Genomic DNA, 26,238 nt, shown 5'->3' on the forward strand with positions numbered 1-26,238 from the left:
ATAAACCGGTCGGTGACCGCGACCCTCCGGCGAAGCGACAGAGCTTTTCCCCGCCGCTCGAAAGCGGCGGGTACCACAGATGCTCCAGGGAGCGACGCTCGAACGAGCGGGGATCGACGCTGTCGCGGTCAAGCCCGCGGAGGTCGACGTCGAGCGCGCGGCCGACCTCGACGTCGACGCGCTCGCGGTCGACTACGAGGGCCGCGAGCACTTACCGTCGCCAGAGACGCTCGGATCCCTGGCCGCCGAGGCGGACGTGCGCGTCACTACGCCCGTCCGGGCCGACGGCTTCGACCCGCTCGGCGACGACGAGCTCGCGAACGCGCTCCCAGAGGGCGTCGGGCGTGTACTCGTCGCAGGCCACCGGGCGTATCTCACCGACGCCGAGCGCGAGCGAGCGGTCGCCCCGCGACTCCGGGCGGCAGCGGCGCGGAGCCGCGACCCCTGGGTCGGCACCGAGGGGATCGAACGCATCGCACTCGCGGTCGGGGGCACTCAGTTCGAACTGCTCGGTCCGGGCACCGACCGCCGGCTCCGCTCGCTCCGACAGGCCGGCTTCGAGGGCGAGGTCGCCGTCTACGCGCCGACCGTCCTGACCGACGAGGACGACGCCGTCCTCGACGCGCTCGGGGCCTACGCCGCTCGCCGGGGACCCGTCAGGTCCGCGCTCCCCGACGGCGCGGCGACGGACGCCGGTGCGGGCGGACGCGCACGCGAGGTTCTCTCCCAGGCCGTCCGCGACTACGGCCTCGTCGGCGACGCCGACAGCGTGCCCGACCGCGTCGCCGAACTCAGAGACGCCGGCGCCGACCACGTCGTCGGCTACCCCGCTCGCGGGTTGGACCCCTTTCTGTAGATGTCCCGACGCGTGGCCGTCGTCGGCGCCGGCGCCCTCGGCGTCACCGCCGCGCACGACCTGGCGACGGGCGGCGCGGACGTGACCCTCTACGAGCGCGACGAGGTAGCCAGCGGCGCGTCCGGCCGCGCGGCTGGCATCGCCTACGACGCGTTCGCCGAGGACGTCGACGCCGCCGTCGCCGAGCGCGCGGTCGAGCGATTCCGCGCGCTCGACGCCGAGGGCGCGATCGAGTTCACCGACCACCCCTACGTCTGGTTCGCGCGAGCGGGCGACGAGCGCCGCGCCGACGCCGTCCGCGAGAGCGCCGAACGGATGCGTGCGAACGGCCGGGACGTGGACCTGCTCGACGCCGACGCGACCGAACTCGCCGACCGGTTCCCCGCACTCGCGTCGGTCGACGTCGCCGCCGCGGCCGTCGCACGGAACGCCGGCTATCTCGACCCGGGGTCGTACGTGCGGGCGATGGCCGAACGCGCGGCTGCAGCCGGCGCGACCGTCGAAACCGGGACGCGGGTCGCGCTCGCGGGCGACGGCACCGCAGTGGAGACGCCCGCCGGACGCGAATCGTTCGACGCCGTGCTGGTCGCCGCGGGCGCACACACGAAGCGCCTGCTCGCCGGCGTCGACGTCCCGATCCCGATGAAACCCTACCGCGTGCAGGCGCTCGCGACCGGCCCGTTCGACGGCGCCGAGTCCGTTCCGACGTGCTACGACGCGACGGCGGGCCGCTACGCTCGACCCCGCACCGGGGGCCTCCTCGTCGGCGACGGCACGCAGGAACGGGAGTTCGACCCCGACGACTACGACGCGGACGCCGACCCGGACTTCGAGCGGGCGTCGCTCGACTGGCTGGACGACACCGTCAGTACGGCGAGGGGCGGGAGCGAGTTCGAGATTCGGCGATCCTGGGCTGGTCTCTGCACGGCGACGCCCGACCGCGATCCGCTGCTCGGCCGCGTCGGGTCCGACCTGTTCGTCGCCACCGGCTGGCACGGGCACGGGTTCATGCGCGCGCCGGCGCTCGGCGAGCGGATCGCGGACGAGATTCTCGGCGGCGAGGGGATCGACGCGTTCGACCCGCGGCGCTTCGACGGCGACGAGACGTTCGAGGTCGTCGAGGGGATGACCGTCGAAGAGTAACGTCGAGAAGCAGCGTCGAGAAGCGGCCCGTTCGCGGCCCGTTCGCGGCCCGTTACTCGGTTGCGTCGGACCAGCCGGATCCGTCGGTATCGTCGTCCGTACTCTCGGTCGCGTCGGATTCGACCGTTCCGCCCTCGTCGCCGGCGCTGGCGGTCGCGTCGGCGTCGAGTTCGTTCGCGTCGGCGTCGGCCTCGTCGACGCTCTCGGTTTCGAGCGCCTCGTCGACGTCGGCCTCGACGGGTTCGTCGGTCTTCGGAATCTCGACTTCGAGCGTGCCGTTGTCGCGGAGCGTCGCGGTCGCGGCCTCGGCGTCGACGCGGGCGTGCTCCGGGAGGTCGACGCGGCCGTCGAGCGCGAGGCCGCGGCCGGGGTAGCGCATCTCGTAGCCCTCGTGGAAGCCGCGGAAGCGGTCGACGCGCACCTCGACGGCGCCGTCGTCGTACTGCACCTGCACGTCCTGCCCACGGACGCCCGGCGCGTCGAAGACGGCGAGGTACGCCTCGTCGCTCTCCAGCAGGTCGACGGGCAGGGGCGTCCGCTCCTGGGCGCGACCCATCGCGCGGCCGACGTTCTCCAGGACCGCGTTGCCCAGCGACTCCCCGATGTGGCGGATCTTGCTCATACCTGCGGGTTAGAGCGGTGTTCCCTTCAGGATTGTGCCCGCGGGCGCAGGACAGAACGGCGAGAGACGGTCGTCCCGCTCGGCGCTACAGTTCGATCGCTTCGAGACAGTTCGTCCCGCCGCAGACAGGGCACTGCAGGTCGTCGACGGAGTGGTCGTCGGGCATGTCGTAGGTGTAGTGATTCTCGAACATGTCGAGGAAGCAGTCCTCGCTCGTGCACTTGATCTCCTTCGTCGGTGGCATGGTCGCGGGTTCGGACGGCCGACGGATACTGTTTTCGGCGCTCGGACGGGTCGAACGCACCGAGGCCCCGAACGTTCGGATGCCCTCGCTCCCGGGCCGCACCGGCGAAACCGCCCCGCGTCCGTCGCACGTCTCAGGCGTGTTTCGGGAGCGAGACGGTGAAGACGCAGCCCTCCGGGTCCCCGTCTTCGACGGAGATCGTCCCCCCGTACTGCTCGACGAGCGTGTGCGCCAGGTACAGCCCGATCCCGGTCCCCGGGCTGTCGGGCCCCATCTCGCCCTTGCCGAACACCGATTCCTTCTGCGCGTCGGGGATCCCCGGCCCGTTGTCGGCGACGCGGACGCGGACGTCTGTCTCCGACTCCTCGGCGCTGACCGTGACGCGCGGGTCGGTCCCCTCGTTGTGGCGGACGGCGTTGCTCAGCAGGTTCCCGTACACCGACGAGAGCAGTTCGTTGGCCCTGACGTCGGCGTCGGGGATCTCTCCGTCGATCGCGACCGTTAGCTCGTCGTGTCGCCGGTCGGCCTTCTCGACCTCGTCTTCGAGGATGTGACGGACGTTCACGGCGGTGAGCGCGAACTCCGAGTCGCTGCCGATGGAGTCGACGAAGTCACGCGCGATGTTCGTCAGTTCCGCGATATGGTCGCAGGTGTGCTGGATCCGATCGACGTACTCCCGGCCCTCGCCGTCGACGTGGCGGTCGATGCCGTCGGCCCAGGCGATGAGCAGCTGCACGTCGTTGTTGATGTCGTGGCGGACCAGCCTGTTGATGACCGCGAGCTCCTCGGTCCGGGTCTGGAGCTCTCGCTCGCGGCGCTTCTGCTCGGTGATGTCGCGGGTGATGAGCTGGAAGGAGTCCGACTCGCTCCCGACTCTGACCGGCGCGGCGACGTTGTGGAAGTGGCGGACGCCGACCCCGTCCTGGAAGGTGACCGCCGACCCGGCCGTGAGCGCTTTGCGGCCGTGTTCGATGCGTGTCGCCGCCGTCTCCGTCGGGAGGACGTCGGCGAGGTGGCTCCCGATCAGTTCCTCGCGCGTCGTGTCGAACGACCGCGCGGCGGCGTCGTTGGCGGCCGTGATCGTCCCGTCGACCGCGACCTGGGTGATCTCGTCGGGCGTGTTGTTGACCAGCAGCTCGTACTTCTCGTTGGCGCGGCGCTGGGCGACGACGTTCTCGATCCGGTTGGCGAGCAACTGAAGCTGGCCTTCCTCGGCGATGTCGTCTTTGCGCAGGTAGTCGTCGATACCCGTACCGATCGCCAGGCTCGCCGTCTGTTCGTCGCCCTGTCCCGTCAGCAGGATGAAGGGGAGCCCGTACTCCGCCTCGACGCGCTCGTACAGTTCCAGACCGCTCAGTCCGGGCATCTCGAAGTCGCTCACCACGCAGTCGACAGAGCGCTCCGCGAGAACCTTTAGAGCCTCCTCGCCGCTGCTCGCTTTCGACACAGAGATATCCTCCGACGCGCCCAGCTTGTCCGAGACGATCTGCCGGAAGAAACCGCTGTCGTCGACGAGGAGCACGTCGATCGACGACGTCCGTATCATACTGTAGATTTCCCAGAGGGGGTGTTATAGCTATCTGCCGGATTTTCTCAGACGATAACTCTGGTGGCAGCGGTCGAACACGAACCCGACGCGTGGGTCGGTCTCGGCCCCGAACCGGAGCCGTTGGCTGCAAGCCCGGGATATTTCAGTCCGGAGTCGAACTGGCTCGCATGGCAGACGAACACGGCGGGTTCGAGGGGGTCCGGGAGAACCTCGACGGCAACCCGATGTGGCGGCTGTTCGGCTACGCGACGCCGTACTGGCTCCGCCTGACTGTCGGGGTCCTCGCCTCGTTTCTGACCCGGTTCGCCAGGCTGGTCCCGCCGATCATCGTCGCCGCGGCCATCGACCGCGTGGTCCTCAACAACAGCGAGCCGGGACTGTTGACGCAGGCGGGCATCCTCCCGCCCGGCGAGATCGCGAGCGAGGCCGCGAAAGTCTCCTTCCTCCGGCGGCTCGTCGTCATCGCCGCGGTGGCCTACCTCGTCCGGTCGGTCTCCCGCTTCGCTTCCCGCTATCTCCTCCAGTCCACCGCACAGAAAGTCCAGCGCGACCTGCGAAACGACACGTACGACCACCTGCAGCACCTCTCGATGGACTTCTTCGCCGACCACCAGACCGGCGGGATGATGTCCATCCTCAACAGCGACATCAACCGACTGGAGTCGTTCCTGAACACGGAGTTCCGCCAGTTCATCCGCGTCGTCGCCACCGTCGGCGGCATCGCCGTCATCCTCTCGACGTACTCGGTGAAACTCGCGCTCATCGCGCTCGCGCCCGTCCCGATCATCGGCCTCGCGAGCGGTCTCTTTCTCACCTGGATCGAACCGCGCTACCGGTCGATCCGCCAGACCGTGGCGCGGCTCAACACCCGCCTGGAGAACAACCTCAGCGGCGCGGCGGTGATCAAGGCCTTCGACCGCTACGACTTCGAACGCTCGCGCGTCGAGGCCCAGAGCCAGACCTACCACGACGAGAAGGTCGCCGCGCTGCGCATCCGCCGGGGCTTTTTCGCCGCCCTCCGGCTGCTGACCGGCGTCGTCTTCGTCGCCATCCTCTACGTCGCCGGGATGGACCTCATCACGAACCCCGGGAGCGAGGCGGCGTTGAGCGCCGGGACCTTCGCCGTCTTCTTCCTCTACCTGCGGCGTCTGTACTCCCCGATGCGCCGCGTCGGCAAGTCCGCGAATAAGTACCAGCTCGCCAAGTCCAGCGCCGAGCGCGTCTTCGGCCTGCTCGGGCAGGAGCCCGACGTGACCGAACCCGACGACCCCTACGAACCCGACCGGATCGACGGGTCCGTCGCGTTCGAGGACGTGACCTTCGCCTACGACGAGGAACCCGTCGTCCGCGACGTGACGCTGGACGTGTCGGCCGGCGACACCGTCGGGCTCGCGGGGCCGACGGGCGCGGGCAAGTCGACGCTTCTGAAACTCGTCCCGCGGTTCCACGACCCCGACGAGGGAGTCGTCAGCGTCGACGGTCGCGACGTCCGCGAGTACGGCCTTCAAAGCCTCCGCGACCACGTCGCCGTCGTCGAACAGCAGCCGTACCTCTTCTCGGGCACCGTCGCGGAGAACGTCGCCTACGGGGACCGGGAGGTGCTCGACGGCGAGGAAGCCGGCGACGACGCGGCCCGCGAGCGCGTCCGCGAGGCCGCCCGCGCCGCCGAGGCGGACGCGTTCATCGAGGACCTCCCCGAGGGGTACGACACGCAGATCGGCGAGCGGGGGATCAAGCTCTCGGGCGGCCAGCGCCAGCGCGTCGCCATCGCCCGCGCGCTGTTGAACGACCCCGAGATCATCATCTTCGACGAGGCGACCAGCGACGTCGACACCGAGACCGAGGAGCGCATCCAGGAGAGTCTCGACAGGCTCGTCGAGGACCGAACCGCCTTCGTGATCGCCCACCGGCTCTCGACCATCCGCGACGCCGACCGCATCGTCGTGATGGACGACGGCGCGGTCGTCGAGCGCGGCACCCACGACGAGTTGCTCGTCGAGGGGGGCGACTACGCGGACCTGTGGTACGCACAGGCCGACGAACAGCCCGTGAGCGCCGACGATTAGGCGCTCTCTCCGCGGTCGACCGCTGCTGACAGGCCACTGATTTATTCCCGTCGGGTCCGTAGTGACCGTATGATTTCGCGGATTCTCGTCCCGATGGACGACTCGGAGATGTCCCAGCAAGCGCTCACGTACGCCCTCGAGAACCACGCCGACGCGGAGATAACTGTCCTGCACGTCGTGGGCGAACCGTCGCCGATGTGGGGTGCCGCGACGGGCCTCGCCCTGGAGGAGGACCTCAAATCGGCGGCCGAAGAGCACGCGGCGTCGGTCTTCGAGCGCGCCCGGGAGACCGCGTCCGAGTACGACGTCGAGATCGAGACGAACGTCCAGCTCGGCAGTCCGGTCCGGGCGATCCTGAACAGGGCCGAAGACTTCGACGCCGTCGTGATCGGGGCTCACGGCGGAACGGTGGCGGACAGGCTGTTCGTCGGCAACGTCGCCCAGACGGTCGTTCGCCAGTCGCCCGTCCCCGTGATAGTCGTCCGGTAGCGAGGAGGTCTCCCCCCGAAGTGACCGGGACACGTCGTCCTTTTATCTGTCGAGACTGTATCGGGTCCCATGACTACGGACCCCGCGACACTCGACGTGACCATCGTCGACGGGTACGTCGATGAGCCGGCGCACTTCGGCGTGCCGCCGTACATCTCGACGTACCCGCGGTACACCGCGGGGGCGCTCGTCGACGCCGGCGTTCCCGAGGACCAGATCACCTACCACACAGTCGACGCGCTCCGCGAGGAGCGCCAGAACTGGGCGGACGTGGCCGACGCCGACCTCATGATCTACGTCGGCGGCATGACCGTCCCCGGGAAGTACGTCGGCGGCACTCCCGCCGAACCGGACGAGGTCCGGCGACTCACCTGGGAGGCCGACGGGACGACGCTCCTCGGCGGACCGATCCGCTTCGGCGTCGGCGAGGAGAACAAGGGCGCCGAGGAGACCGAGCGCGACGACCTGGACTACGACTTCGTGGCGAAGGGCGACGTCGAGGCCGCGGCCCACGACCTCGCTGAGAACGGGTTAGAAGGGTTCGGAAACCGGATGCGCGACAACGAGGAGATCGCCCGCTGGGCCGAGCAGGGGGCGTTCGTCGTCGAGCAACACCCCAATCACCCCGACTACCTCATCGCCGAGATGGAGACCTCGCGGGGCTGTGCGTACCGTTGCTCGTTCTGCACGGAACCGCTCTACGGCGATCCGGCGTTCCGCTCGGCACAGTCCGTCGTCGACGAGGTGGACGCCCTGTCGGACCACGGCGTCCGCGACTTCCGCCTGGGTCGCCAGGCCGACATCCTCGCGTTCGGCGGCGACGGCGAGGCGCCCAACCCCGATGCGCTCCGAGATCTCTACGGCGGGATCCGCGAGGTGGCGCCCGACCTGCGGACGCTGCACCTCGACAACATGAACCCGGTGACGATCACGGACTACCCCGAGAAATCGAGGGAGGGGATCCGGATCATCGCCGAGCACAACACGCCGGGCGACACGGCCGCGTTCGGCCTCGAATCGGCCGACCCGGTGGTCCAGGAGGAGAACAACCTGCTCGTCTCCGCCGAGGAGTGCCTCGAAGCGGTCCGCATCGTCAACGAGGAGGCCGGCTGGCGACCCGGCGGCGACCGGGAGTCCGCCCCCAACTTCGGCGGCGGCGCCTCGCGTCGCCTCCCCAAACTCCTGCCGGGGATCAACCTCGTCCACGGCCTCAAGGGCGAACGCAGCGAGACGTTCGAACACAACAAGGAGTTCCTGCGGAGCGTCCTCGACGAGGGGCTGATGGTCCGCCGGATCAACATCCGGCAGGTGATGGCCTTCGAGGGGACCGAGATGGCCGAGACGGGCGCGGAGATTGCCCGCGACCACAAGGAGCAGTTCCAGCAGTACAAGAAAGAAGTCCGCGAGGAGATCGACAACCCGATGCTCCAGCGGGTGGCGCTGCCCGGCACCGTGCTCCCGGACGTCCACCTGGAGTACCATCAGGACGGCAAGACGTTCGGCCGGCAACTGGGCACCTACGCGCTGCTCGTGGCAGTGCCGGGCGAGCGCGAGCTCGGCCGGACCGTCGACGTGGCGGTCACCGACCACGGCTATCGCTCGGTGACGGGCGTGCCCTACCCGCTCGACCTCAATTCGGCGTCGATGGACGAGCTCCAGGCGGTCCCCGGCGTCGGCCGCTCGACCGCCGGCGACATCGTCGTCGACCGCCCCTACGAGACCGTCGACGCGGCCGGTACCGACGCGGACCTGGCCACGTTCGCGACGGTCGACGGCGCGGATCCGGTCGATATCCCGGGGCTGGCCGACCGACCGGACCGCGCCGATTACGCGGACGCGGCGGACGCTACCGGCCAGTCGGAAGTTGGCGACTGAGGCGGTACGCGCGGGGGACTGCGGTCGCCCCTGGACGGCGACCGAGAACGCCGGAGGCGGCGACGGACGGCGTTCGACCGGGCGGGCTTGCGTGGGCGAACAGAAGGTTCTTGGCCGTGCCTGCCGCTACCTGCACCAATGAGTGACGTCGAGGTGAGCGTCGTCCTCCCGGCCTACAACGAGGAGGCCACCATCGAAGGGACCGTTGAGGTCGCGCTGGAGACGCTCGCCTCCTTTCTCCCCGCCGGCGCATTCGAGGTGATCGTCGCCGAAGACGGCTGCGAGGACCGAACACCGGATATCGCCTCGCGGATGGCGAGCGAGGACGACCGCGTGCGCCACATCCACAGCGACGAGCGCCTCGGCCGCGGCGGCGCGCTGGAGTACGCCTTCGAGCGCGCGGCCGGTGACACGCTCGTCTACTTCGACACCGACCTCGCGACGGACATGAAACACCTCGAAGAGCTTGTCGAGAGCGTCCGCTCGGGCGAGTACGACGTGGCCACGGGTTCGCGCTGGATGCCCGAAAACACGGCCGAGCGCCCGACCAAGCGCGCGGTGTCGAGCCTGGGATACAACACGCTCGTCCGCCTGTTCCTCCGCTCGGACCTGGAGGACCACCAGTGCGGGTTCAAGGCCATCTCCCGGGAGACGTTCGACGCGCTCCGCGGTGAGGTCGAGGACGAGCACTGGTTCTGGGACACCGAGGTGCTCGTGCTCTCCCAGCGCCGGGGGTACCGGGTCAAGGAGTTCCCCGTCGACTGGGAGCCCAAGGGCGACACGAAGGTCGACCTCGTCCGGGACGTGTTCGGCATGGGGAGCCAGATCGTCCGGACGTGGTGGCAGCTGTCCGTGAGCCCACGGCTCTCCCAGCGCGTGAGCATGGCCGCGGGATCCGTGCTCGTGATGCTCGCGCTCGTCGTCGCGGTCGGGGTCGTCTTCGACCTGGATGCGGTCTTCGACGCGATGAGCGGCGCCGACCCGCGGTGGGTCGTCGCCTCCGGTCTCGTCTACCTGTTCTCGTGGCCGCTGCGGGGCCTGCGCTATCGCGACATCCTCGACAGACTGGGGTACTCCGGCGACACGTGGTTCCTGACGGGCGCTATCTTCATCAGCCAGACCGGGAACCTCGTCTTCCCGGCGCGACTCGGCGACGGCGTGCGCGCGTACGTGGTGAAAGCCCGCCGCGACGTGCCCTACCCCAGCGGGTTCGCGTCGCTGGCGATCGAGCGCGTGTTCGACCTGTTGGCGATCACCGTGCTCGCGGGCACGGTCCTCGTCGGCCTCGTCCTCACCGGCGGGACCGACCAGATCGCGCAGGCCATCGCCGCGGAAGTGCCGCCGGTCACCGTCGGCGGCGAGACCATCGACCCGGGCGCGGCGGCCCGGACGGCGCTGCAGGTCGCCGCGGTCGTGGGCGGGGCCGCGGTCCTCGCCGTCACGGCGATCCTGCTCAGCGCCCGCCGTGACTCCGACTACGTCCACCGCGCGGTCAAGGCGGTGAGCAACGACTCCTACGCCGACTACATCGCCGGCGTGATCGAGCAGTTCGTCGGCGACATCGAGGCGGTCATCAGCGACCGGAGCGCCTTCGCCCGCGTCGGCGTCGGCAGCCTCGTCATCTGGGTCGTCGACGTGCTGACGGCGCTCGTGGTCTTCTACGCGTTCGCCGAACAGATCGCGCCCGCGCTCGGCGAGACGGCACCCGCGCTCGGTGGGGTGATCACGCCCGCCCTCGTCGCGACCGCCTTCTTCGCCGTCAGCGTCGGCAACCTCGCGAAGGTGCTCCCGCTCTCTCCGGGCGGGATCGGCCTCTACGAGGGCGCGTTCACGCTCATCGTCTTCGGGCTCACGGGGATTCCCGCGCACGTCGCCTTCGCCATCTCCATCGTCGACCACGTCGTCAAGAACGCGGTCACCATCGTCGGTGGCCTCGCCTCGATGGCCTGGCTCAACGTCTCGCTGACAACCGCCGTCGAGGAGAGCCGCGAGGCCGGCGAGGTCGAGGCCGCCGCGGCGACCGAGGACTGACCGGGCCTCTCGAAGTCAGTAGAAATCGGCGGCGATCGGTCCGAACGCGCCCGCGACGGCGTGAGCCAGCGCGGACTCGCGGTCGATGGCGCCGCCGGTCAGCACGCCCGCCGCGCCCTCCCGTTCGCTGATCCCCTCGGTCTCGAGCGCGTCGTCGAGCACCGGACCGAGTTCTTCGCCGTCCCGGACTCGCTCGGCGATGTCGTCGGGGAGGCGGAGACTCGGGCCGCCGCCGCGCTCCAGTCGGTCGCCGTCGCTGACCGCCGCCCACATGATCAGGTACAGGCCGGGCCGCTCCTCGAACTCGGCCACTCCGCCCTCGATACCGACGCCGTAGGTCGCCTGATGGTCGGCTTCGAGCGCCCGGGCCGCGCGGTTCTCCGCCCCCGTCACCGTCTCCGCCTGGCCAGTCGGCTGTTCGGCCACCCCCGAGTTGACGGCGACGCCCGCCACGTCGGCGTCGAACAGCGCCTCCGCGACTCGCTCCGTCGCTCGGATCTTCACCGGGTTCGTGCTCCCGACTGCGACGCGTTCCATGCCGGTACGCTCCCGGCACTGACCGCTTGGTGGTTTCGTTCTCGGCCCGCCCACCGTTCGTATATAAAACCGCAATCAAACGGCGTGAAACACGTTCACACACCGCCCGAAACCGGTCCGTTGCACCGTTTCGAGCGAAGTACGATATCGAAACCAACAGATTTATAAAAGTATCTCCGAATGGTTGTCTCACCATCGGACGCGTCCGGGATTTTTGCGACGCTACGTCCCCGGATGAGTACGCCCCAGAGCTATGAGCGACTCTCGACTCAGAACCCAGCACACGGACGAACAGGAAGACGAACGCACGGACGAGCGGGCCCACCAGTCGTGCCCGGAGTGCAGCGGCACGCTCGTCGTGGACGACGAACGCGGTGAGACGGTCTGCGAGGACTGCGGCCTCGTGGTCGAGACCGACGAGATCGACCGCGGCCCCGAGTGGCGCGCCTTCGACGCCAGCGAGAAAGACGAGAAGTCCCGCGTCGGCGCGCCGACGACGAACATGATGCACGACAAGGGCCTCTCGACGAACATCGACTGGCGCGACCAGGACGCCTACGGCAACTCGCTGAACTCGAACCAGCGCCAGAAGATGCAGCGCCTGCGCAAGTGGAACGAGCGCTTCCGCACCCGCGACTCGAAAGAGCGCAACCTCAAGCAGGCGCTGGGCGAGATCGACCGGATGGCCTCCGCGCTCGGCCTGCCGGAGAACGTCCGCGAGACGGCGTCGGTCATCTATCGCCGCGCGCTCGACGAGAACCTGCTGCCCGGCCGCTCCATCGAGGGCGTCTCGACGGCCTCGGTCTACGCCGCCGCTCGACAGGCCGGCGTCCCCCGCAGCCTCGACGAGATCAACGAGGTCTCCCGCGTCGAGAAGTCGGAGATCGCACGCACCTACCGCTACGTCATCCGGGAGCTCGGCCTCGAAGTCGCGCCGGCCGACCCCGAGAGCTACGTGCCCCGCTTCGCCTCCTCGCTGGAGATGTCCGACGAGGCCGAACACCGCGCCCGGACGCTCCTCCAGAACGCCAAGGAACAGGGCGTCCACTCCGGGAAGTCACCCGTCGGCCTCGCGGCCGCAGCCGTCTACGCCGCCGCGCTGCTCACGAACGAGAAGACGACCCAGGCCGCCGTCTCCGAGGTGGCCGACATCTCCGAGGTCACCATCCGCAATCGCTACCACGAACTGCTGGAGGCCGAGCAGGGCCTCCCGATGGCCTGACGCGGACGCGGCCCGCAACCGACCCTCTCTCCGCCGGTGCGAGACGACCGCCGCGTCGTCCGCCGCCGATCGAACCGACGAGCGACGCGTCGGCCCGACTCGTATCGCAGACGAGAATCAGGGCTGATAACCGCGCAGGTACGCTTAATTCGCTCGCTTCCGGGGGTAGACACATGGCTTCTGAATCCGGCGATCTCGCCTCCGACGCGCTCGACGCCTCCGACGAGGCGGGCGACATGACAGTAGACGAACTCGGGACTGCGATCGACGAGCTCTTGCGGGCTTCCGAGAGCGTCTCCGGCAGTACCCAGCAGATAAGCGACCTCGCGAACGACCAGTCCGAGACGATGCGGGAGGTGGCGGGGGAGATCTCCAACCTCAGCGCGACCGTCGAGGAGGTCGCCTCCAGCGCGAGTCAGGTGCGCCAGGTCAGCACCGAAGCGCGCGACCTCGCCGACGACGGCCGCGAGATGGCCGACGACGCCATCGACGCCATGGAGGCGGTCGACGAAGCGAACACCGAGGTCTCCGACGACGTCGAGCAGTTGCGCGACCGCATCGACGAGATCGACGACATCGTCGAGGTGATAAACGACATCGCCGACCAGACGAACATGCTCGCGCTCAACGCGTCGATCGAGGCGGCGCGGGCCGGCGAGGCCGGCGAGGGGTTCGCCGTCGTCGCCGACGAGGTCAAGAGCCTCGCCGAGGAATCCCAGCAGAACGCCACGGAGATCGAGGCGCTCGTCTCGAACATCAAAAGCGACACCGAGAACACCGTCGAGAGCATCGACCACGCGAACGAGCAGGTCGAGGAGGGTATCGAACAGGTCGACGACACGGTCGACGTGCTCCGGGAGATCGACGCGGCCGTCGAGGAGGCCGCCCAGGGCGCCCAGGAGGTCGCGAGCGCGACCGACGAACAGGCCGCGTCCACCGAAGAGGTCGCCTCGATGGTCGACCAGACCGCAGACAGCGCCGAGGAAGTCGCCAGCGAGATCGAACGCATCGCCGCGGCCAACCAGCAACAGACCGCCCAGATCACCGAGATCCAGAGCCTAGTCGGCGACCTCGAACAGTAACCCCGGGTTGCGGACGGCCGGTCGGGAGTTCAGATTCACCCCTCTCGGCCATCGCGGACTCGCGACGGCCGGGCGGCCGGGCGGCCGACGCGGATCCGGGCGCTTTTTTCTCGTCTCGCCGAACGGTCGGACATGGACATCGATTTCTCGTCGTTCGTCCTCGCGGCGGCGACCGCGGACCTGAGCGACGAACCGCACGCCCGCGACCACGCCGACGCCGTCGAGTTCCGACTGGACATGGCGAGCGACCCGCTCGACGCGCTCGCGGCGTACGACGGCGACCTACCGCTGATCGCGACCAACCGGCCGACCTGGGAGGGCGGGGAGGCGGCCGACGGCGCGGACCGTCTCGACGCGCTCCGGACCGCGGCCGCGCACGACGCCGTCGCCGCGATCGACGTGGAACTGGCCGCGGTGGAAGACGGCGACGCCGCGGGCGTCGTCGACGACGCGCACGACCGCGGGACCGCGGTCGTCGTCTCGACGCACGACTTCGCGGAGACGCCCCATCGCGACACCATGCGGGAGGTGCTCGCGGAGGCGAGCCGCTGGGGAGACGTGGCGAAACTCGCCGTCACCGCCGAGGGCGCCGGCGACGTGCTCGACCTGCTCGGGGCGACGTGGGACGCGGCGACCGCCGGCGAGACCGTCGCGACCATGGCGATGGGCGAAGCCGGTCGCCACTCCCGGGCGGTCGCGCCGCTGTACGGCTCGCGCATCGGCTACGCGCCGGTCGACCCCGCCGACGCGACCGCCCCCGGACAGTACGACCTCGCGACGCTGTCGGCGCTCGTCGAGCGCTTGCGGAGCGAGGGGCCGAAAGCGGGAGAGTCGGAACCTTAACAACGCGGGACGCCCGAATTCGGGCAACTAACAGTGAGCACTCGGAACAACACGCGGCCGTGGCTGGCTGTCCTCCTCGCGTTCCTCTACCCCGGTCTCGGGCACGTCTACCTGCGCGAGTGGCTCCGCGCCCTCGTCTGGTTCTTCCTCAACGTGACGAGCTTCGCCCTCCTGATGGACGAGGGCGCGATGCCCGAGACGATCGGCCTCGAGTCGCTCTTCCGCGCCGCCGAGAACATCCCGCCGGAGGCCGCGCTCGCGCTCGTCTCCATCACCGTCTTCAGCATGATCGACGCCTACTGGATGGCCAAGCGGCAGAACCGCGACGCGGCCGTCCAGGAGGGGACCACCTGCCCCAACTGCGGCAGGGACGTCGACCCCGATATCGACTTCTGTCACTGGTGCACCGAGCGCATCGCCCCCGAACCAGAGTCCGAGTCGGACTCCGACGACTCCGGCACTGGCGTCTGACGAAAACTCACTCCCCGCGGGGCCCTCACCGCGTCGGACTCTCACTTGGTCGGCGTCCGCTCGTTCGTCGGTCCGCTCACGACCTCGTCGTAGAGCGTGATCAGCTTCTCGCCCACGGCGTCCAGGGTGAACTGCTCGGTCGTCTCCGCGGCGTTGTCGCCGACCCGGTCGCGTTCGTCGGCGTCCTCGCAGAGCCGGGCGATCGTCTCGGCGAACGCCGCGGTCGTCTCGCACTTGCGGCAGTCCTCGCCGTCGGCCAGCCACTCATAGGTGGGGATGTCGCGGATGACGGGTGGCTTCCCGCAGTGCATCGCCTCCAGCAGCGCCATCCCCTCGTTCTCGTTTCTCGACGGCCAGAAGAACACGTCGCCGGCCGCGGGCGCACCCCGCGGGTCTTCGATGTAGCCCGTGAAGGTGCAGTTCTCGGGGGAGTACTCGACGAGTTTGCGCGTCTCGCGGGGCTGGAGGAACCTGTCGAGTCGCCCGCCGGTCGGGTTGAGGTAGCCGAACCAGGCGAAGTCGTACTCCGGGAGTTCCTGGGCCGTCTCGACGAACGTTCGCAGACCCTTGCGCTTGATGACGTGACCGAACATGAACACGACCGGCGGTTCCAGGTCGTAGCGGTCGAGGTACTCCTCGCGGAGGTCGGGGTCGTCCCAGCCGGCGAAGCGCTCGTGGTCGAAGCCGTTGGAAATGACCGTGGAAGGCGTGTCGGTGTAGCTGGCGATCACCTCCTGGTTGTGCTCGGAGGGGCAGATCAGGTGGTCGGCCTGGTCGTAGGCGTAGGCGAGGTAGGGGCCGAGGGGGCGGGCGAGCGCGTTCGAGAAGACGAAACTGTCCCGGAAGTCAGCGGCGGTGTTGTGGGTGTGAAAGAGGACGGGGATCCCGCGCCGGCGAGCGCGCTTGGCGTAGTAGATCGAGCGCGGGCCGGCGTTGTTGAGGTGGAGCAGGTCGACGTCGAGCGACGGCTCGGTGGTGTAGTCGATCCCGTGGTCGTCGAGGATCGCCCGCTGGTTGTTGACCGACTGGGCGAACCCGCCGGTGACGACGCCCTCGCCCTCGAAGTAGTGGCTGACTCTCATAGGAGCCGCGCCACCGCTCGTCCGGACTCGGTCAGCGCGTAGCCGTCGTCGGTCTTCGCGACGAGTTCGCCGCGGAGCCGGTCGAGGTGGTAGTTGAACTGCCCGGAGTCGGTCACGTCGACCCGGCTACGCAGGTCCGAGAAGCGCACCGCCTCCTCGCCGGCGTCGGCGAGGGCCGCGAGGATGCGCACCCGCGTCTCGTCGCTGAGCAGCGTGAACGTGTCCGTCACCGCGGCGGGGTCCGCGCGCTCTCCGGAACCCGCACCGACGGCGTGCTGGGCGCCGTCGCGCTCGCTGGACGCATCGTCGCTATCGGTTCGCTCACTCATCATCGACGAGTACCTCCGGGATCCCGACGTCGGAGACGATCGGCGCGCCGTCGTCGTCGCGACGCCAGGCGATCGCCGGCCCCACCTCGTAGGCCTCCTCGCCGTCGAACGACAGCGTCGCCGTCCCGCCGCGGGCGAGGTGTTCGTTGATCGCCTGGCGGGTCTCGCGGTCGAAGCGGTTCATCCCGGAGACGGACTTGCCTCCGCGGACGGCGACGACCTCGAAGTCGAGACCGCCGCGGCTCGTCTCCAGGCGGACGCGCAGCGGCACCTGATAACGCGGGTCGTCGCCCGTCACGTCGTCGAACCGGAGGACGGCGTCCTCCGCGCGTTCGAGTTCGGTCATCTCGCGTTCGAGGTCCGCGCCGGCCGTCTCGACGGACTCCATCGACGCGCGAAGCGACTCCCTGACCTGGTCGTGGACCTGCCCCTTGATCTCCTCGACCACCGCACCGATCGAGTCGTCCGACCCGCCCGGGCCGGGATCGGACGGTCCGGCGCCCAACTCGACGCTGACGTCGTGGCCGCGCCGACCGCGCCGGTCGTCTTCCGCGCGGTGACTGCCCTCCGGGCCGGGAGCCGTCCCGGGCTGGTGGGGCTCTCCCGGCCGCTCCTCGGGCACCTCGCGCAGTCCCCGGTGGAGCACCTCCTCCCAGGAGAGGTCGAGTTCGCGCTTGCGGGCCTTCATCCGCTCGAAGACCTCGTCGTCGTCGATGGTGATCCGCACCTCTCTCGCCATGATGTGAGTGCTAGCAGAGATAGTACTTAAATTTTCACCCTTCAACTCACATCGAACTCACAATCACTCCTCTTTCGGCGCGAAAATCCGGCTCAGATGTGAGTCTAACGAACGAATCGGCGAGGAGATCGGTGAGAGAAAGACGGAGAACGGATGGCCGGAAGCGCGGACGCGTTACTGCTCGATGATGCTCTCTTCGATGGCCTCGCCGAAGTGGCGGGCCTTGTCGCCGTAGTAGACCAGCACGTCGTCGCCCACTTCGAGGTCGGTGACGGCTTTGCGGCCCTCCGACGTGGCGACCTTGATCGTCTCGGCGTTCTGCAGCAGCGTCTCGATGCGGTCGACGCCGTCGTCGGTCTCGACCTCGGCGCTGACGCGGAACATCGGCCGTTTCTCGATTTTGACGCGGCCGACGATGGCCTCGCGGGTGCGTCCCTCGGTGTCGACGACCTGCACCTCGTCGCCGCTGCGGAGCTCCGAGAGGTACTTCGTACCGCCGTCGGGCGTGCGGACGTACGCGTGGACGGCACCGGCGTTGACCCGGAAGGGCCGCGAAGCGACGTAGGGCGACTCGGCGGTTTCGGCGTGGACGAAGAACAGGCCCCGACTCATCGACCCGACGAGCATCCCCTCGTCGTGTTCCATGAGGTTGCCGGTGTCGATGCAGACGCGGTCGGCGGAACCGGTCTGTTCGATCTCCTGGATCTCGGCCTCGACGAGGTCGACCTGTTCGCGGCCCATCTCGTCGCGGACCTCGACGGTCTTGCGGATCTCGTCGAGGTCGTCGGTGTCAAGCAGGACGGAGTCGGCGCCGATTTCGAGGGTCTCGTAGGCGGTGCGGGCCTCCTCGGCGGTCGTGACGCCGGCGACCAGGTTCGTCTCGTCGCCGATGCGAGCGATGAGGTTTTCGAGGGGGATGATCTGCCAGTCCTCGCCGACGACGATGGTGTAGTCGGCGGCGGTCGCGACTTCCTCGGCGAACTCCTCGTAGCGCTGGTCGAAGATGCGGACGTAGCCCGCCGTCGCCTTGCCGTCCTGGCGGAGGACGGACAGATCCGCCGACCCCGAGAGGTCGCCGGGGATGTCCATCGACCCGTCGCCCTCGCCGTCTTTGCCCACGACGGCGATGTCCGGTTCGTCTTCCTCGTCCGCTTCGGCGTCCATGACGTGGACGTCGCCGTTGGTGAACGCCGCGACGTCGACCGCGCCGAGGTCGCGGACCCGCTCGACGTCTTCCTCGTCGACGAGGACCCAGTCGACGCCCGCTTCGAGCCCGGCGGTGATCCGCCGCTTGCGTTCGTCCCAGTCGCCGACCTCGTCGTCGGCTTTCAGCCACACTTGCCGTGTCATTGTACCCACGGTCGCTCCGGTCTGATTTGAACGTGGCGGAACCGGCGCTATCGGCCCGTCGCGTCTGACGCTCGGTCGTCGCCGACGCGAGGCCTAATTGATTAGCCGCGGTAGTTATGCGTTCAACGGTCCTACGCTCTCCGATGAGTATCGTCAGCACGGTTCGAGGGGTGCTCCCCTTCGAACTCCATCAAACGCGGTCGCGGGAGCGCACGGACCGGCTGACACGACTCTATCGATGTGAGTCGTGTGGAACGGTCTACGTGAGCGAGGAGATGGAATCCTGCTCCGACTGCGACACGCTCGTCGAGCGTGTCCCGACCGAAGAGGACCTCGGCCTCCTATGAGTCAATCCAGGTCACGGCAGTTGACCCAGCTGCTCGCCCGTCTCGAGCGGCAAGAACGCGAAACCGTCCGCCTGCGGAACACTCTCAAGGGAGTCGCCAACGAGGTGGGTGGCCTGACCGTAAACGGTCGCTGCGATAGATGTCAGCAGGCGTACCTACTGGTCGCAGACGGCCGGATCTACTGTCCAAAGTGCAAGAACGGCCAGACGCTGTAATCTGCGGCCCCCGCGGTTGACCGACGTCCCCACTGCCTGCCTCTACTCTGGTGAGCGTAACGCCTGCCAGCTGTGCTCCGGAACCGGGTCATGAGCGGTCTGTCCGAAACCATCGATTTCCGGTCAGGGTGTCCAACTCTGGAAACCGTGCCCGCGATACATCGTCTATTCGGTTCGTCATACATACTGAGTGGGTAGTCACTCCAGACCTGCAGAAAAGTCTTACACGCGCTCTTAGCCACTACAGGAATCAGTCTACGCTGTCAGGGAGAAATATCGCGCTCACTGATCGTCGAACTGCAGATAACACGTCGCGTTGCCACCGCAGTTGTACACCCCGGTCCCACTCGGGCCGAACTTGTACAACGTAGCTCCCGATGTGTAGGAAACTGTTTCCTGAGAGGTGGCACTGATCTCCTTTTCCACAGGGTTCCCTTCGTCTGTTGCCGAAATGGCGAGCAAGTAGTCCTGACCGCTGTGTTTCGATTCCGTTAACGTCGTTGCTTTCCACTGTGCGCCTGAGTCGATCCGGTGGGTTTCGTTCACAATGGACCGGCCACTTTTCGTCATCAACGTCACGGTAAACTCCTGAGTTTCGTACCCGTTCTCAATTGCTATTCCATACTCCCAGGGTTCGTTACTTTCCGAAGTAGGTGTATGAGGTCCTTCACCTCCGATACTGCTGCAACCGGCCAATAAGAGCAGGCAAAGCGCGAGTGAGAGGTGTTTCTTCATATACCAATTTCAAATTCTTCCAACAAAAATCCTGGTAGTTGAGCCGAATGCCTCGATTGGTTCACCTTCTACGAAACCGGAGATCCGCGGAAAGGGCTGGAAGAAACAACTGCGGCTTGCTAAATTCGTCCTCTGTACTGAGCATTCGCGCGAACGGAGTGAGCGTTCGGCCTTTTTCACCCATGTTTTTGGCTCGGGGGTCGCCGCAGGCGACCCCCCAGCGAAAAAGATGGATGGCAAGGCTTGTTAGCCGCCGTCACCCGAGTTCGGGCAATGAGCCACGCCTCGCCGCCGGTCCGCCGCGTCGCGGACTGGGACTTCGATCAGCTGTCGGCGCTCGCGGCCGAGCACGACACGCCGCTGTACGCCGTCGACCTCGACCGCGTTGCCGCGAACTACGAGCGGTTCTCGGCCGCGTTCCCGGACGCTCACGTCATGTACGCCGCGAAGGCCCACACCGGTCGCGCGGTGCTGGAGACGCTGCTCGACGCCGGCGCGGACATCGAGTGCGCGGCGCGCGGGGAACTCCAGCGGGCGATCGACGCGGGCGCGGAGCCCGATACGCTGCAGTACACCGCGGTCAACCCGCCGGACGCGGACCTGGATTACGCCGCGGAACTCGGCGCCGAACACCCCGGACTGGCCGTCACGGGCGGCGCTCGGGACACGTTCGACCGGCTGGAAGTGCGGGGGTACGACGGCCGCGTCGCCATCCGGATCAACCCCGGTATCGGCACCGGCCACCACGAGAAGGTCGCGACCGGGAAGGACGCGAAGTTCGGGATCCCCTACGACGAGGTGGTCGAACTGGCCGACGACCTGCGCGAGCGCTTCGACCTCGTCGGGCTGCACGCGCACATGGGCAGCGGCGTCCTGCACGACGACCTGGACGACCACTGCCGGGCCATCGGGAAAGTCGCCGACCTCGCGCGGGAGGTCACGGCCGAGACCGGCGTCGACCTGGAGTTCGTCGACTTCGGGGGCGGGTTCGGCGTCCCCTACCGCGAGGACGAGGAGCCGCTGGACATGGAGAGGGTGGGCGAGCAGGTCCGCGAGGCCGTCGGCGAACTGGACGCGCAGATCAAGCTCGAACCGGGTCGCTACGTCGTCGCCGACGCCGAGGTGATCCTGACCGAAGTGAACACGGTCAAGGAGACGCCGGAGGCGACCGTCGTCGGCGTCGACGCCTCGCTGGCGACGCTCATCCGGCCGGCGATGTTCGACTCCTATCACCCGATCGCGAACGTCACGGCGCCCGACCGGGAGCCGGAGCCGGTGTCCGTCGGCGGGCCGTGCTGCACGAGCGCGGACGTGTTCTGCACCGATCGACCGATCGCTCGTCCCGAGCGCGAGGACCTGCTGGCCATCGGCAACGCGGGCGCCTACGGCTACGAACTCGCCAACCAGTTCCACTCCCAGCCACGGCCGGCGGAAGTCGCCATCGAGGGCGACGAGACGCGGATCGTCCGCCGCCGCGAGTCGATGGACGACGTGACCCGAGTCGAGCGTGAGGCGTCCGGTCCCGGGGAGGGCGCTCGACAGCGATGACCTTCGACGCCCTCGATTTCCACGAACGAGCGGTCCGGACGGAGTCGCACGAATCTGTCGACGAGATGCGCGACCTGCTCGTCGAGACGCTGGAGGCGGCCGGCGCCGACCCGGTGATCGACGAGGCGGGCAACACGCTGGCGACGCGGACCGTGAACGGCTTCGAATCCGGGGACGCGGCCGTCGAGAACGACGACGGCGATACGGACGGCGGCGCCGACACGGACGAGACGCACCTCGTCCTGAACACGCACATCGACACGGTGCCGCCGCACGTGCCCTTCGCGGAGCGCGAGGGCGGCGCGGTCGTGGAAGGGCGGGGCGCCTGCGACGCGAAGGGACCGCTCGCGGCGCTGGTCGACGCGTTCCTGACCGCCGGCGTCCGGGCGGACGGGTGCCGGCTCACCCTGGCGATCACGCCGGACGAGGAGACGGTCCAGACCGGCGCCGCACACCTCGCCGGGACCCTCGACGCCGACGGGTTCGTCGTCGGCGAGCCGACCGGACTGGACGTCTGCAACGCCGCTCGCGGCCAGTACGAGGGGTCGATCACGATCACCGGGTCGGCCGCTCACGCGGCCACGCCCGAGAGCGGCGCGAACGCGATCCGGGCCGTCGCGCCGATCCTGCAGGCGATGGAGACGTTCGACGAGGAGCGCGGCCCCGGCGAGCACGAGTCGCTCGGCCGCCCGACGCTCACGCCGACCGTGATCGAGGGCGGCGAGGCGTCCAACCAGGTCCCCGAGGAGTGCGTGCTCACGTTCGACCGGCGGCCGGTCCCGCCGGAGACGCCCGAGGAGTTCCGGGACGGGCTGCAGGAGCACCTCTCCCAGTGGGCCCCGACCGGTATGGACCTGCAGGTGGAACTGACGCCGCGGGAGACCCCCTTCCTGACGGCGTTCGCGACGGACCCGGGGGAGCAACTCGTCGAGTCGCTCGCGAACGCCAGCGGCGGCGAGGTGCGGCCGTTCGGCGCCGCGACCGAGGCATCGTACTTCGCCGAGCACGCGCCGACAGTCGTCTTCGGCCCGGGCGATCTGGCCGACGAGGCGGGCGCGGTCGCCCACAGCGAGCGCGAGTACGTCCGCCGCGAGGACGTCCGCGCGGCCGCGCGGGCGGTCCGCGACGCCGTCGACTCGGTACTGTAGGGACTCCCAGCGTGCGGTCGGGAGCTGTTCGACTGTTCGTGACGGCGGTATTCGACCAGCGGGAGGTCGACGCCGAACACGATCCGTAGTGTGAATCGCTGGCGACTTCCCGGCCGTCCGGACCGCTCGGTCACCGGATGGTTCTGACGTGGTCGATCCGGTCGGCCGTCGGAGTCACTCCGGCTCCGCGACAGTCATGACAGGGACTGGTGCCGAGCGCACGGTCTTTTCGGCGACACTGCCGAGCAGGATCCGGCTCGTGCCCCGCTTCCCCGTCGTCCCCATCCCGACGGCGTGGATGTCGTTCGATTCGATGCAGTCGAAAATTTCCTCGACAGGCGTTCCGTGTTCGATATGGCGGACAGTGTTCGCAACTCCGCGTGTTTCGGCCTCCGAGGCCACGGTCTCGACAGCGTCGGTCGCGGCCTCTTCGCTATCTTTGTCGGCGATCGTCGACCGGATGTCCGGCCCGAGTGCTGCCTCTTCGACGACGGACAGGACGTGCACGGTTGCATCGAGCGACGCCGCAAGTGAGAGGACGTGTTCGGAAGCGTGCACCGCGGCGGCGCTCCCATCTGTTGGGATGAGGATGTTCTCGTAGGGGAACTCGAGCGTCTCATCGGGCTGCATGCGGACTGTGAGGACGGGGGCCGAGGAGAGCCGGACGACCTTCTCGGAGACGCTTCCGTTGAGGTATCGCGAGAGCCCCTCCCGACCGTGCGTTGGCATCACGACCAGATCCTGGTCGTAGCGCTCGGCGTAGTCGACGATCGTCGGGGCGGGATTGCCCTGGACGACGTCGGTGTCGCATGGCACGCCGAGTGTGTGCAGCGTTTTCGCGGATTCCTCGACGATATCTTCGCCTTTTCGTTCGAGCACATCGACGGTTTCGCCGTCGACGACGGTGACGCTGTCGCGCGTCGTATCGGCCACGTAGAGCACCTGGATGGTCGCGTCGGCCCAGTGAGCGATCTCGCTGGCGTGATGGAGTACCGTAGCGGCGCCCTCACTACCGTCGAATGGGAGGAGGATGGTATCGTACATAGCTCGATAGGCGAGGATACGGGTGCCCAACCCCTAATGGTTGTCACCAATGCTACAAGGCGGTGGCTTCCAACTGCGGGAGACTGTACCCGGACCGTGTGGCTCTGATTCGCCTGTGTTCCCGCCGCGAACGATCAGTATCCGGGGTTCGTGAGTCGACGGCGCGGGAATCTCGTAGCGACCGAGTCACCCATTCAACGTCCTCCACTGCTGGGACACTGCCGGTCAATCGGATTCGCCTTCGCTGGCCGGTGACTCCTCTTCGACCTGATCCGCGGAGTCGCGGTCGACGGTCACACGGGCTTTCTGAATGCGGGTGTCTTCGACCTGTTCGGCCCGCAGCGTCACGTTCTCGTAGTCGAACTCCTCGCCCTCCTCGACGAGGCGACCCGCGAGGTTGAAGACGAAGCCCGCGATGGTCTCGAACTCCTCGCCCTCGGGGAGGTCGATATCGAGCGTCTCGTTGACCTCGTCGATGTTGACCTCGCCGCGGACCAGCACCTCTGTCTCGTCCACCGATTCGATCGGTCGGTCCTCGTCGCCCACGAGGATCTCGCCGACGATCTCCTCGGTGACGTCCTCCATCGTGACGATCCCCTCGGTGGCGCCAAACTCGTCGATGACGATGGCCATGTGGATCCGGTTCTCGCGCATCTCCGAGAGGAGGTCGTCGATGTTCTTCGACTCCGGGACGTGCAGCGTCGGGGTAACCACGTCCGTCACGTCGAGGTCGTCGAAGTCGCCGTAGTCGGATTCCTGCAACTCGCGGATGTCGAACACGCCCGTGACGTTGTCCAGCGATCCCTCGTAGGCCGGCAGCCGGGCGTGGCCCGACTGGATGCACTGCCTGATCGCCTCCTCGACGGTCGCCTCGGCGGAGACGGCCACCACGTCGAGGCGCGGGGTCATCACCTCCTTGGCGCTGGCGTCCGTGAACCGGAGGGTGCGCTGGAGCATCTCGCGTTCGTCCTCGTCGAGGATGCCCTCGCGCTCGCCCGTCTTGATCATGTTCCGGAGCTCGTCGCGGGTGACGTACGTCGACTCGATGGACGGGCTGCCGCCGGTGACCTTGTTCACGAGGCCCGTCAGGTAGTAGAAGATGGTGATGAGCGGCCACAGCACCTTCTCGACGATTTTCAGCCCTCGGGCGACGCGCCGCGCGTGCACTTCGGTGTGTTCGACGGCGTAGGACTTCGGCGCGCTCTCGCCGAACACGAGCACCATCGACGTGATACCGAGCGACGAGACGATGACCGCCGTCCCCGGGTCGAAGTAGAAGCCGACGATGGTCGTCGAGACGGAGGACATCGTGATGTTGACCATGTTGTTCCCGACGAGGATCGTCACGAGCAGGCGGTGGGGGTCCTCTTTGAGGGACTTGACCGCCTGCGCACCGATCAAGCCCTGCTCGACCATCGCGTCGATCTGGTGGGCCGGCAGGGAGAACAGCGCGATCTCCGACGAGGAGAAAAAGCCCGACCCCAGGAGGAGCAGCAGAATCAGGAGGATGCCGATCCCGGTGACTGCCGTCTGTTCCAACTCGATACCGACGACTGGCACAGTGTACTGTAAGAGACCGACCTCAAATGCTGCTGTGAGCAGGGATGACCACATAATACTGCCTATCACGTGAGCAGAAAAGTAACCCCTGGTCCCGGAGGACGGGTCTCACGCGTCACGTTCACACTCTAATCGAGGAGACACCTTCGCGTGGTACTCCGTCACCCGTCCTCACGAAAGCCATATGTGCGGTTGTCGCATATCGGGTGCCCATGCGAGAACTCCTCGTGGGACCGCTCGCCGAGGCGCTCGGCGTGGTCTTCTACGTCGCAGTCGCGAGTGCGCTGACCGTCGTCGGCGCGCTCGCCGAGCAAGCGGGCCTCCACGACCTCACCACCGGACAGACGACGCTCGGCCTCTGGGAGGCCGTCTTCGGCGCCGTACTCATCTACGCGGGACTCAACGTCGCCTACCACATCGTGCTGCCGCGGCTCCGCGGCGACGAGCCGACCGCCTGAGCCGCCGACGCGCGGTCACGCCAGGTACGACATCGCTTGTTCGTCGCTGACCTGGCCGAAGTTCCTGTAGTGAGCGCCGACTGCGCGGAAGCGTCGGGGCCGTTCGACCGAGATCACCGCGTCCGCGAGCGATTCGAGTTCCTCCAGGGTGTCCGGCGGACCGACGGGGACGGCGGCCACCAGCGAGGAGGGGCCGTCGTCGCGGACCAGCCGGAGACAGGCCCGCATCGTCGCGCCCGTCGCGACGCCGTCGTCGACGACCACGACTCGCTTCCCGGCGAAGTCGGGCCGATCACCCTCGCGGTACGTCCCGGCTTTCTCGGCGGCGACCGCCCGCTCGCGTTCCCGCTCGGTCGCCAGGTACTCCTCCGAGGGGGCCGCCCGGTCGAGTGCGACCTCGTTGAGCCAGACGGCGCCGTCCTCGGCGACCGCGCCGAGCGCGAACTCCGGGTTGCGCGGCGCGCCGATCTTCGAGGCGACGATCACGTCCAGCGGCGCCCCGAGGCGGTCGGCGACGGCGCGACCGAGCGGCAACCCCCCGCGGGGGATGGCGACGACGATATCGGCCGCGACTCCCTTCGCTTCGAGGACATCTGCGAGCCGTTCGCCCGCGTCCGTTCGGTCGCGGAACATGCGTGTGCGTAGGCGTCTCA

26 protein-coding genes are annotated in these 26,238 nt (G+C 68.2%); 14 read left to right on the forward strand and 12 right to left on the reverse strand.

The features are described 5' to 3' along the window. Window positions 1-79 precede the first annotated feature (79 nt). Both ACMGFH_RS00800 and ACMGFH_RS00805 read left to right on the forward strand, forming a co-directional pair. Window positions 80-856 carry a luciferase gene (locus ACMGFH_RS00800; protein ID WP_415380876.1) on the forward strand — a complete coding sequence of 259 codons (777 nt, stop codon included), beginning with the start codon at window positions 80-82 and terminating at the stop codon, window positions 854-856. Further along, window positions 857-1,999: an NAD(P)/FAD-dependent oxidoreductase gene (locus ACMGFH_RS00805; protein ID WP_415380877.1), complete on the forward strand. Its 1,143-nt coding sequence runs from the start codon at window positions 857-859 to the stop codon at window positions 1,997-1,999. A 52-nt stretch (window positions 2,000-2,051) separates the two neighbouring features. On the opposite strand, the gene ACMGFH_RS00810 is transcribed toward ACMGFH_RS00805, so the two are convergent. The 3 genes from ACMGFH_RS00810 to ACMGFH_RS00820 form a co-directional block, all read right to left on the reverse strand. After that, a complete protein-coding gene (locus ACMGFH_RS00810) occupies window positions 2,052-2,621 on the reverse strand; it encodes an Hsp20/alpha crystallin family protein (RefSeq protein WP_415380878.1) in 570 nt (189 codons plus the stop codon). Window positions 2,622-2,706: 85 nt separating this feature from the next. Continuing rightward, window positions 2,707-2,865 carry a hypothetical protein gene (locus ACMGFH_RS00815; protein ID WP_415380879.1) on the reverse strand — a complete coding sequence of 53 codons (159 nt, stop codon included), beginning with the start codon at window positions 2,863-2,865 and terminating at the stop codon, window positions 2,707-2,709. Between the two features lie 133 nt (window positions 2,866-2,998). Then, entirely contained in the window at window positions 2,999-4,411 is a 1,413-nt protein-coding gene (locus tag ACMGFH_RS00820) for an ATP-binding protein (RefSeq protein WP_415380880.1), read from the reverse strand. A gap of 170 nt (window positions 4,412-4,581) precedes the next feature. Between ACMGFH_RS00820 and ACMGFH_RS00825 the strand changes: the two genes are divergently transcribed. The 4 genes from ACMGFH_RS00825 (at window position 4,582) to ACMGFH_RS00840 (ending at window position 10,875) form a co-directional block, all read left to right on the forward strand. Further along, window positions 4,582-6,480, forward strand: a complete 1,899-nt coding sequence (locus tag ACMGFH_RS00825) for an ABC transporter ATP-binding protein (protein WP_415380881.1) — start codon at window positions 4,582-4,584, stop codon at window positions 6,478-6,480. A 69-nt stretch (window positions 6,481-6,549) separates the two neighbouring features. Further along, window positions 6,550-6,969 carry a universal stress protein gene (locus ACMGFH_RS00830; protein WP_415380882.1) on the forward strand — a complete coding sequence of 140 codons (420 nt, stop codon included), beginning with the start codon at window positions 6,550-6,552 and terminating at the stop codon, window positions 6,967-6,969. 69 nt (window positions 6,970-7,038) lie between these two features. Beyond that, a complete protein-coding gene (locus tag ACMGFH_RS00835; protein ID WP_415380883.1) occupies window positions 7,039-8,844 on the forward strand; it encodes a radical SAM protein in 1,806 nt (601 codons plus the stop codon). 138 nt (window positions 8,845-8,982) lie between these two features. Further along, a complete protein-coding gene (locus ACMGFH_RS00840; RefSeq protein ID WP_415380884.1) occupies window positions 8,983-10,875 on the forward strand; it encodes a lysylphosphatidylglycerol synthase domain-containing protein in 1,893 nt (630 codons plus the stop codon). A 15-nt stretch (window positions 10,876-10,890) separates the two neighbouring features. Here the strand turns inward: ACMGFH_RS00840 and yjjX are convergent, their stop codons facing one another. Then, window positions 10,891-11,412 (reverse strand): inosine/xanthosine triphosphatase, encoded by a 522-nt coding sequence (gene yjjX / locus ACMGFH_RS00845; protein WP_415380885.1) that lies wholly within the window; start codon window positions 11,410-11,412, stop codon window positions 10,891-10,893. 253 nt (window positions 11,413-11,665) lie between these two features. On the opposite strand from yjjX, the gene ACMGFH_RS00850 reads away from it, so the two are divergent. The 4 genes from ACMGFH_RS00850 to ACMGFH_RS00865 all read left to right on the forward strand — a co-directional run bounded on the left by ACMGFH_RS00850 (window position 11,666) and on the right by ACMGFH_RS00865 (window position 15,030). After that, a complete protein-coding gene (locus ACMGFH_RS00850; protein WP_415380886.1) occupies window positions 11,666-12,634 on the forward strand; it encodes a transcription initiation factor IIB in 969 nt (322 codons plus the stop codon). A gap of 173 nt (window positions 12,635-12,807) precedes the next feature. Beyond that, the gene (locus ACMGFH_RS00855; protein ID WP_415380887.1) at window positions 12,808-13,716 is read left to right on the forward strand and encodes a methyl-accepting chemotaxis protein; all 909 of its coding nucleotides are present in this window, start codon (window positions 12,808-12,810) and stop codon (window positions 13,714-13,716) included. 132 nt (window positions 13,717-13,848) lie between these two features. After that, window positions 13,849-14,559, forward strand: a complete 711-nt coding sequence (locus ACMGFH_RS00860) for a type I 3-dehydroquinate dehydratase (RefSeq protein ID WP_415380888.1) — start codon at window positions 13,849-13,851, stop codon at window positions 14,557-14,559. A 33-nt stretch (window positions 14,560-14,592) separates the two neighbouring features. Beyond that, window positions 14,593-15,030 (forward strand): DUF6677 family protein, encoded by a 438-nt coding sequence (locus ACMGFH_RS00865; RefSeq protein WP_415380889.1) that lies wholly within the window; start codon window positions 14,593-14,595, stop codon window positions 15,028-15,030. A 41-nt stretch (window positions 15,031-15,071) separates the two neighbouring features. On the opposite strand, the gene ACMGFH_RS00870 is transcribed toward ACMGFH_RS00865, so the two are convergent. The 4 genes from ACMGFH_RS00870 to ACMGFH_RS00885 form a co-directional block, all read right to left on the reverse strand. Continuing rightward, a complete protein-coding gene (locus tag ACMGFH_RS00870) occupies window positions 15,072-16,112 on the reverse strand; it encodes a glycosyltransferase family 4 protein (protein ID WP_415380890.1) in 1,041 nt (346 codons plus the stop codon). Then, window positions 16,109-16,441: a hypothetical protein gene (locus tag ACMGFH_RS00875; protein ID WP_415380891.1), complete on the reverse strand. Its 333-nt coding sequence runs from the start codon at window positions 16,439-16,441 to the stop codon at window positions 16,109-16,111. The genes ACMGFH_RS00870 and ACMGFH_RS00875 overlap by 4 nt, the downstream gene beginning before the upstream one ends. Then, window positions 16,434-17,180 (reverse strand): hypothetical protein, encoded by a 747-nt coding sequence (locus ACMGFH_RS00880; protein ID WP_415380892.1) that lies wholly within the window; start codon window positions 17,178-17,180, stop codon window positions 16,434-16,436. The genes ACMGFH_RS00875 and ACMGFH_RS00880 overlap by 8 nt, the downstream gene beginning before the upstream one ends. A gap of 174 nt (window positions 17,181-17,354) precedes the next feature. Then, window positions 17,355-18,530 (reverse strand): 3-dehydroquinate synthase II, encoded by a 1,176-nt coding sequence (locus ACMGFH_RS00885; protein ID WP_415380893.1) that lies wholly within the window; start codon window positions 18,528-18,530, stop codon window positions 17,355-17,357. 143 nt (window positions 18,531-18,673) lie between these two features. Between ACMGFH_RS00885 and ACMGFH_RS00890 the strand changes: the two genes are divergently transcribed. Continuing rightward, on the forward strand, window positions 18,674-18,877 hold the full coding sequence (locus ACMGFH_RS00890; protein WP_415380894.1) for a hypothetical protein: 204 nt from the start codon (window positions 18,674-18,676) through the stop codon (window positions 18,875-18,877). A 497-nt stretch (window positions 18,878-19,374) separates the two neighbouring features. Here the strand turns inward: ACMGFH_RS00890 and ACMGFH_RS00895 are convergent, their stop codons facing one another. Next, the gene (locus tag ACMGFH_RS00895) at window positions 19,375-19,827 is read right to left on the reverse strand and encodes a hypothetical protein (protein WP_415380895.1); all 453 of its coding nucleotides are present in this window, start codon (window positions 19,825-19,827) and stop codon (window positions 19,375-19,377) included. Between the two features lie 273 nt (window positions 19,828-20,100). On the opposite strand from ACMGFH_RS00895, the gene lysA reads away from it, so the two are divergent. Further along, window positions 20,101-21,375 (forward strand): diaminopimelate decarboxylase, encoded by a 1,275-nt coding sequence (lysA, locus tag ACMGFH_RS00900; protein ID WP_415380896.1) that lies wholly within the window; start codon window positions 20,101-20,103, stop codon window positions 21,373-21,375. After that, window positions 21,372-22,523, forward strand: coding sequence for a M20 family metallopeptidase (locus tag ACMGFH_RS00905; RefSeq protein WP_415380897.1), 1,152 nt, complete (start codon window positions 21,372-21,374; stop codon window positions 22,521-22,523). Before lysA ends, ACMGFH_RS00905 begins: the two co-directional genes overlap by 4 nt. Window positions 22,524-22,697: 174 nt before the next feature. Here ACMGFH_RS00905 and ACMGFH_RS00910 read toward each other — a convergent pair whose 3' ends face one another. Then, window positions 22,698-23,567: a universal stress protein gene (locus tag ACMGFH_RS00910; protein ID WP_415380898.1), complete on the reverse strand. Its 870-nt coding sequence runs from the start codon at window positions 23,565-23,567 to the stop codon at window positions 22,698-22,700. A gap of 225 nt (window positions 23,568-23,792) precedes the next feature. Beyond that, window positions 23,793-25,181: a hemolysin family protein gene (locus tag ACMGFH_RS00915; RefSeq protein ID WP_415380899.1), complete on the reverse strand. Its 1,389-nt coding sequence runs from the start codon at window positions 25,179-25,181 to the stop codon at window positions 23,793-23,795. Between the two features lie 158 nt (window positions 25,182-25,339). On the opposite strand from ACMGFH_RS00915, the gene ACMGFH_RS00920 reads away from it, so the two are divergent. After that, the gene (locus tag ACMGFH_RS00920; protein WP_415380900.1) at window positions 25,340-25,585 is read left to right on the forward strand and encodes a hypothetical protein; all 246 of its coding nucleotides are present in this window, start codon (window positions 25,340-25,342) and stop codon (window positions 25,583-25,585) included. A 15-nt stretch (window positions 25,586-25,600) separates the two neighbouring features. Here the strand turns inward: ACMGFH_RS00920 and ACMGFH_RS00925 are convergent, their stop codons facing one another. Then, window positions 25,601-26,218 carry a phosphoribosyltransferase gene (locus ACMGFH_RS00925; protein WP_415380901.1) on the reverse strand — a complete coding sequence of 206 codons (618 nt, stop codon included), beginning with the start codon at window positions 26,216-26,218 and terminating at the stop codon, window positions 25,601-25,603. Between the last annotated feature and the right edge of the window lie 20 nt (window positions 26,219-26,238).

This window comes from Halosimplex rarum, assembly GCF_047715405.1.
Lineage (GTDB): Archaea > Halobacteriota > Halobacteria > Halobacteriales > Haloarculaceae > Halosimplex > Halosimplex rarum.

Coding starts and splice junctions, on each gene's coding strand:
- ACMGFH_RS00840 (WP_415380884.1), top strand. CDS start 8,983: ATGAGTGACGTCGAGGTGAGCGTCGTCCTCCCGGCCTACAACGAGGAG.
- ACMGFH_RS00805 (WP_415380877.1), top strand. CDS start 857: ATGTCCCGACGCGTGGCCGTCGTCGGCGCCGGCGCCCTCGGCGTCACC.
- ACMGFH_RS00855 (WP_415380887.1), top strand. CDS start 12,808: ATGGCTTCTGAATCCGGCGATCTCGCCTCCGACGCGCTCGACGCCTCC.
- ACMGFH_RS00825 (WP_415380881.1), top strand. CDS start 4,582: ATGGCAGACGAACACGGCGGGTTCGAGGGGGTCCGGGAGAACCTCGAC.
- ACMGFH_RS00810 (WP_415380878.1), bottom strand. CDS start 2,621: ATGAGCAAGATCCGCCACATCGGGGAGTCGCTGGGCAACGCGGTCCTG.
- ACMGFH_RS00895 (WP_415380895.1), bottom strand. CDS start 19,827: ATGAAGAAACACCTCTCACTCGCGCTTTGCCTGCTCTTATTGGCCGGT.
- ACMGFH_RS00880 (WP_415380892.1), bottom strand. CDS start 17,180: ATGGCGAGAGAGGTGCGGATCACCATCGACGACGACGAGGTCTTCGAG.
- ACMGFH_RS00835 (WP_415380883.1), top strand. CDS start 7,039: ATGACTACGGACCCCGCGACACTCGACGTGACCATCGTCGACGGGTAC.
- ACMGFH_RS00910 (WP_415380898.1), bottom strand. CDS start 23,567: ATGTACGATACCATCCTCCTCCCATTCGACGGTAGTGAGGGCGCCGCT.
- ACMGFH_RS00905 (WP_415380897.1), top strand. CDS start 21,372: ATGACCTTCGACGCCCTCGATTTCCACGAACGAGCGGTCCGGACGGAG.
- ACMGFH_RS00920 (WP_415380900.1), top strand. CDS start 25,340: ATGCGAGAACTCCTCGTGGGACCGCTCGCCGAGGCGCTCGGCGTGGTC.
- ACMGFH_RS00860 (WP_415380888.1), top strand. CDS start 13,849: ATGGACATCGATTTCTCGTCGTTCGTCCTCGCGGCGGCGACCGCGGAC.
- ACMGFH_RS00820 (WP_415380880.1), bottom strand. CDS start 4,411: ATGATACGGACGTCGTCGATCGACGTGCTCCTCGTCGACGACAGCGGT.
- ACMGFH_RS00850 (WP_415380886.1), top strand. CDS start 11,666: ATGAGCGACTCTCGACTCAGAACCCAGCACACGGACGAACAGGAAGAC.
- ACMGFH_RS00830 (WP_415380882.1), top strand. CDS start 6,550: ATGATTTCGCGGATTCTCGTCCCGATGGACGACTCGGAGATGTCCCAG.
- ACMGFH_RS00885 (WP_415380893.1), bottom strand. CDS start 18,530: ATGACACGGCAAGTGTGGCTGAAAGCCGACGACGAGGTCGGCGACTGG.
- ACMGFH_RS00815 (WP_415380879.1), bottom strand. CDS start 2,865: ATGCCACCGACGAAGGAGATCAAGTGCACGAGCGAGGACTGCTTCCTC.
- ACMGFH_RS00800 (WP_415380876.1), top strand. CDS start 80: ATGCTCCAGGGAGCGACGCTCGAACGAGCGGGGATCGACGCTGTCGCG.
- ACMGFH_RS00890 (WP_415380894.1), top strand. CDS start 18,674: ATGAGTATCGTCAGCACGGTTCGAGGGGTGCTCCCCTTCGAACTCCAT.
- ACMGFH_RS00875 (WP_415380891.1), bottom strand. CDS start 16,441: ATGAGTGAGCGAACCGATAGCGACGATGCGTCCAGCGAGCGCGACGGC.
- lysA (WP_415380896.1), top strand. CDS start 20,101: ATGAGCCACGCCTCGCCGCCGGTCCGCCGCGTCGCGGACTGGGACTTC.
- ACMGFH_RS00915 (WP_415380899.1), bottom strand. CDS start 25,181: ATGTGGTCATCCCTGCTCACAGCAGCATTTGAGGTCGGTCTCTTACAG.
- yjjX (WP_415380885.1), bottom strand. CDS start 11,412: ATGGAACGCGTCGCAGTCGGGAGCACGAACCCGGTGAAGATCCGAGCG.
- ACMGFH_RS00870 (WP_415380890.1), bottom strand. CDS start 16,112: ATGAGAGTCAGCCACTACTTCGAGGGCGAGGGCGTCGTCACCGGCGGG.
- ACMGFH_RS00925 (WP_415380901.1), bottom strand. CDS start 26,218: ATGTTCCGCGACCGAACGGACGCGGGCGAACGGCTCGCAGATGTCCTC.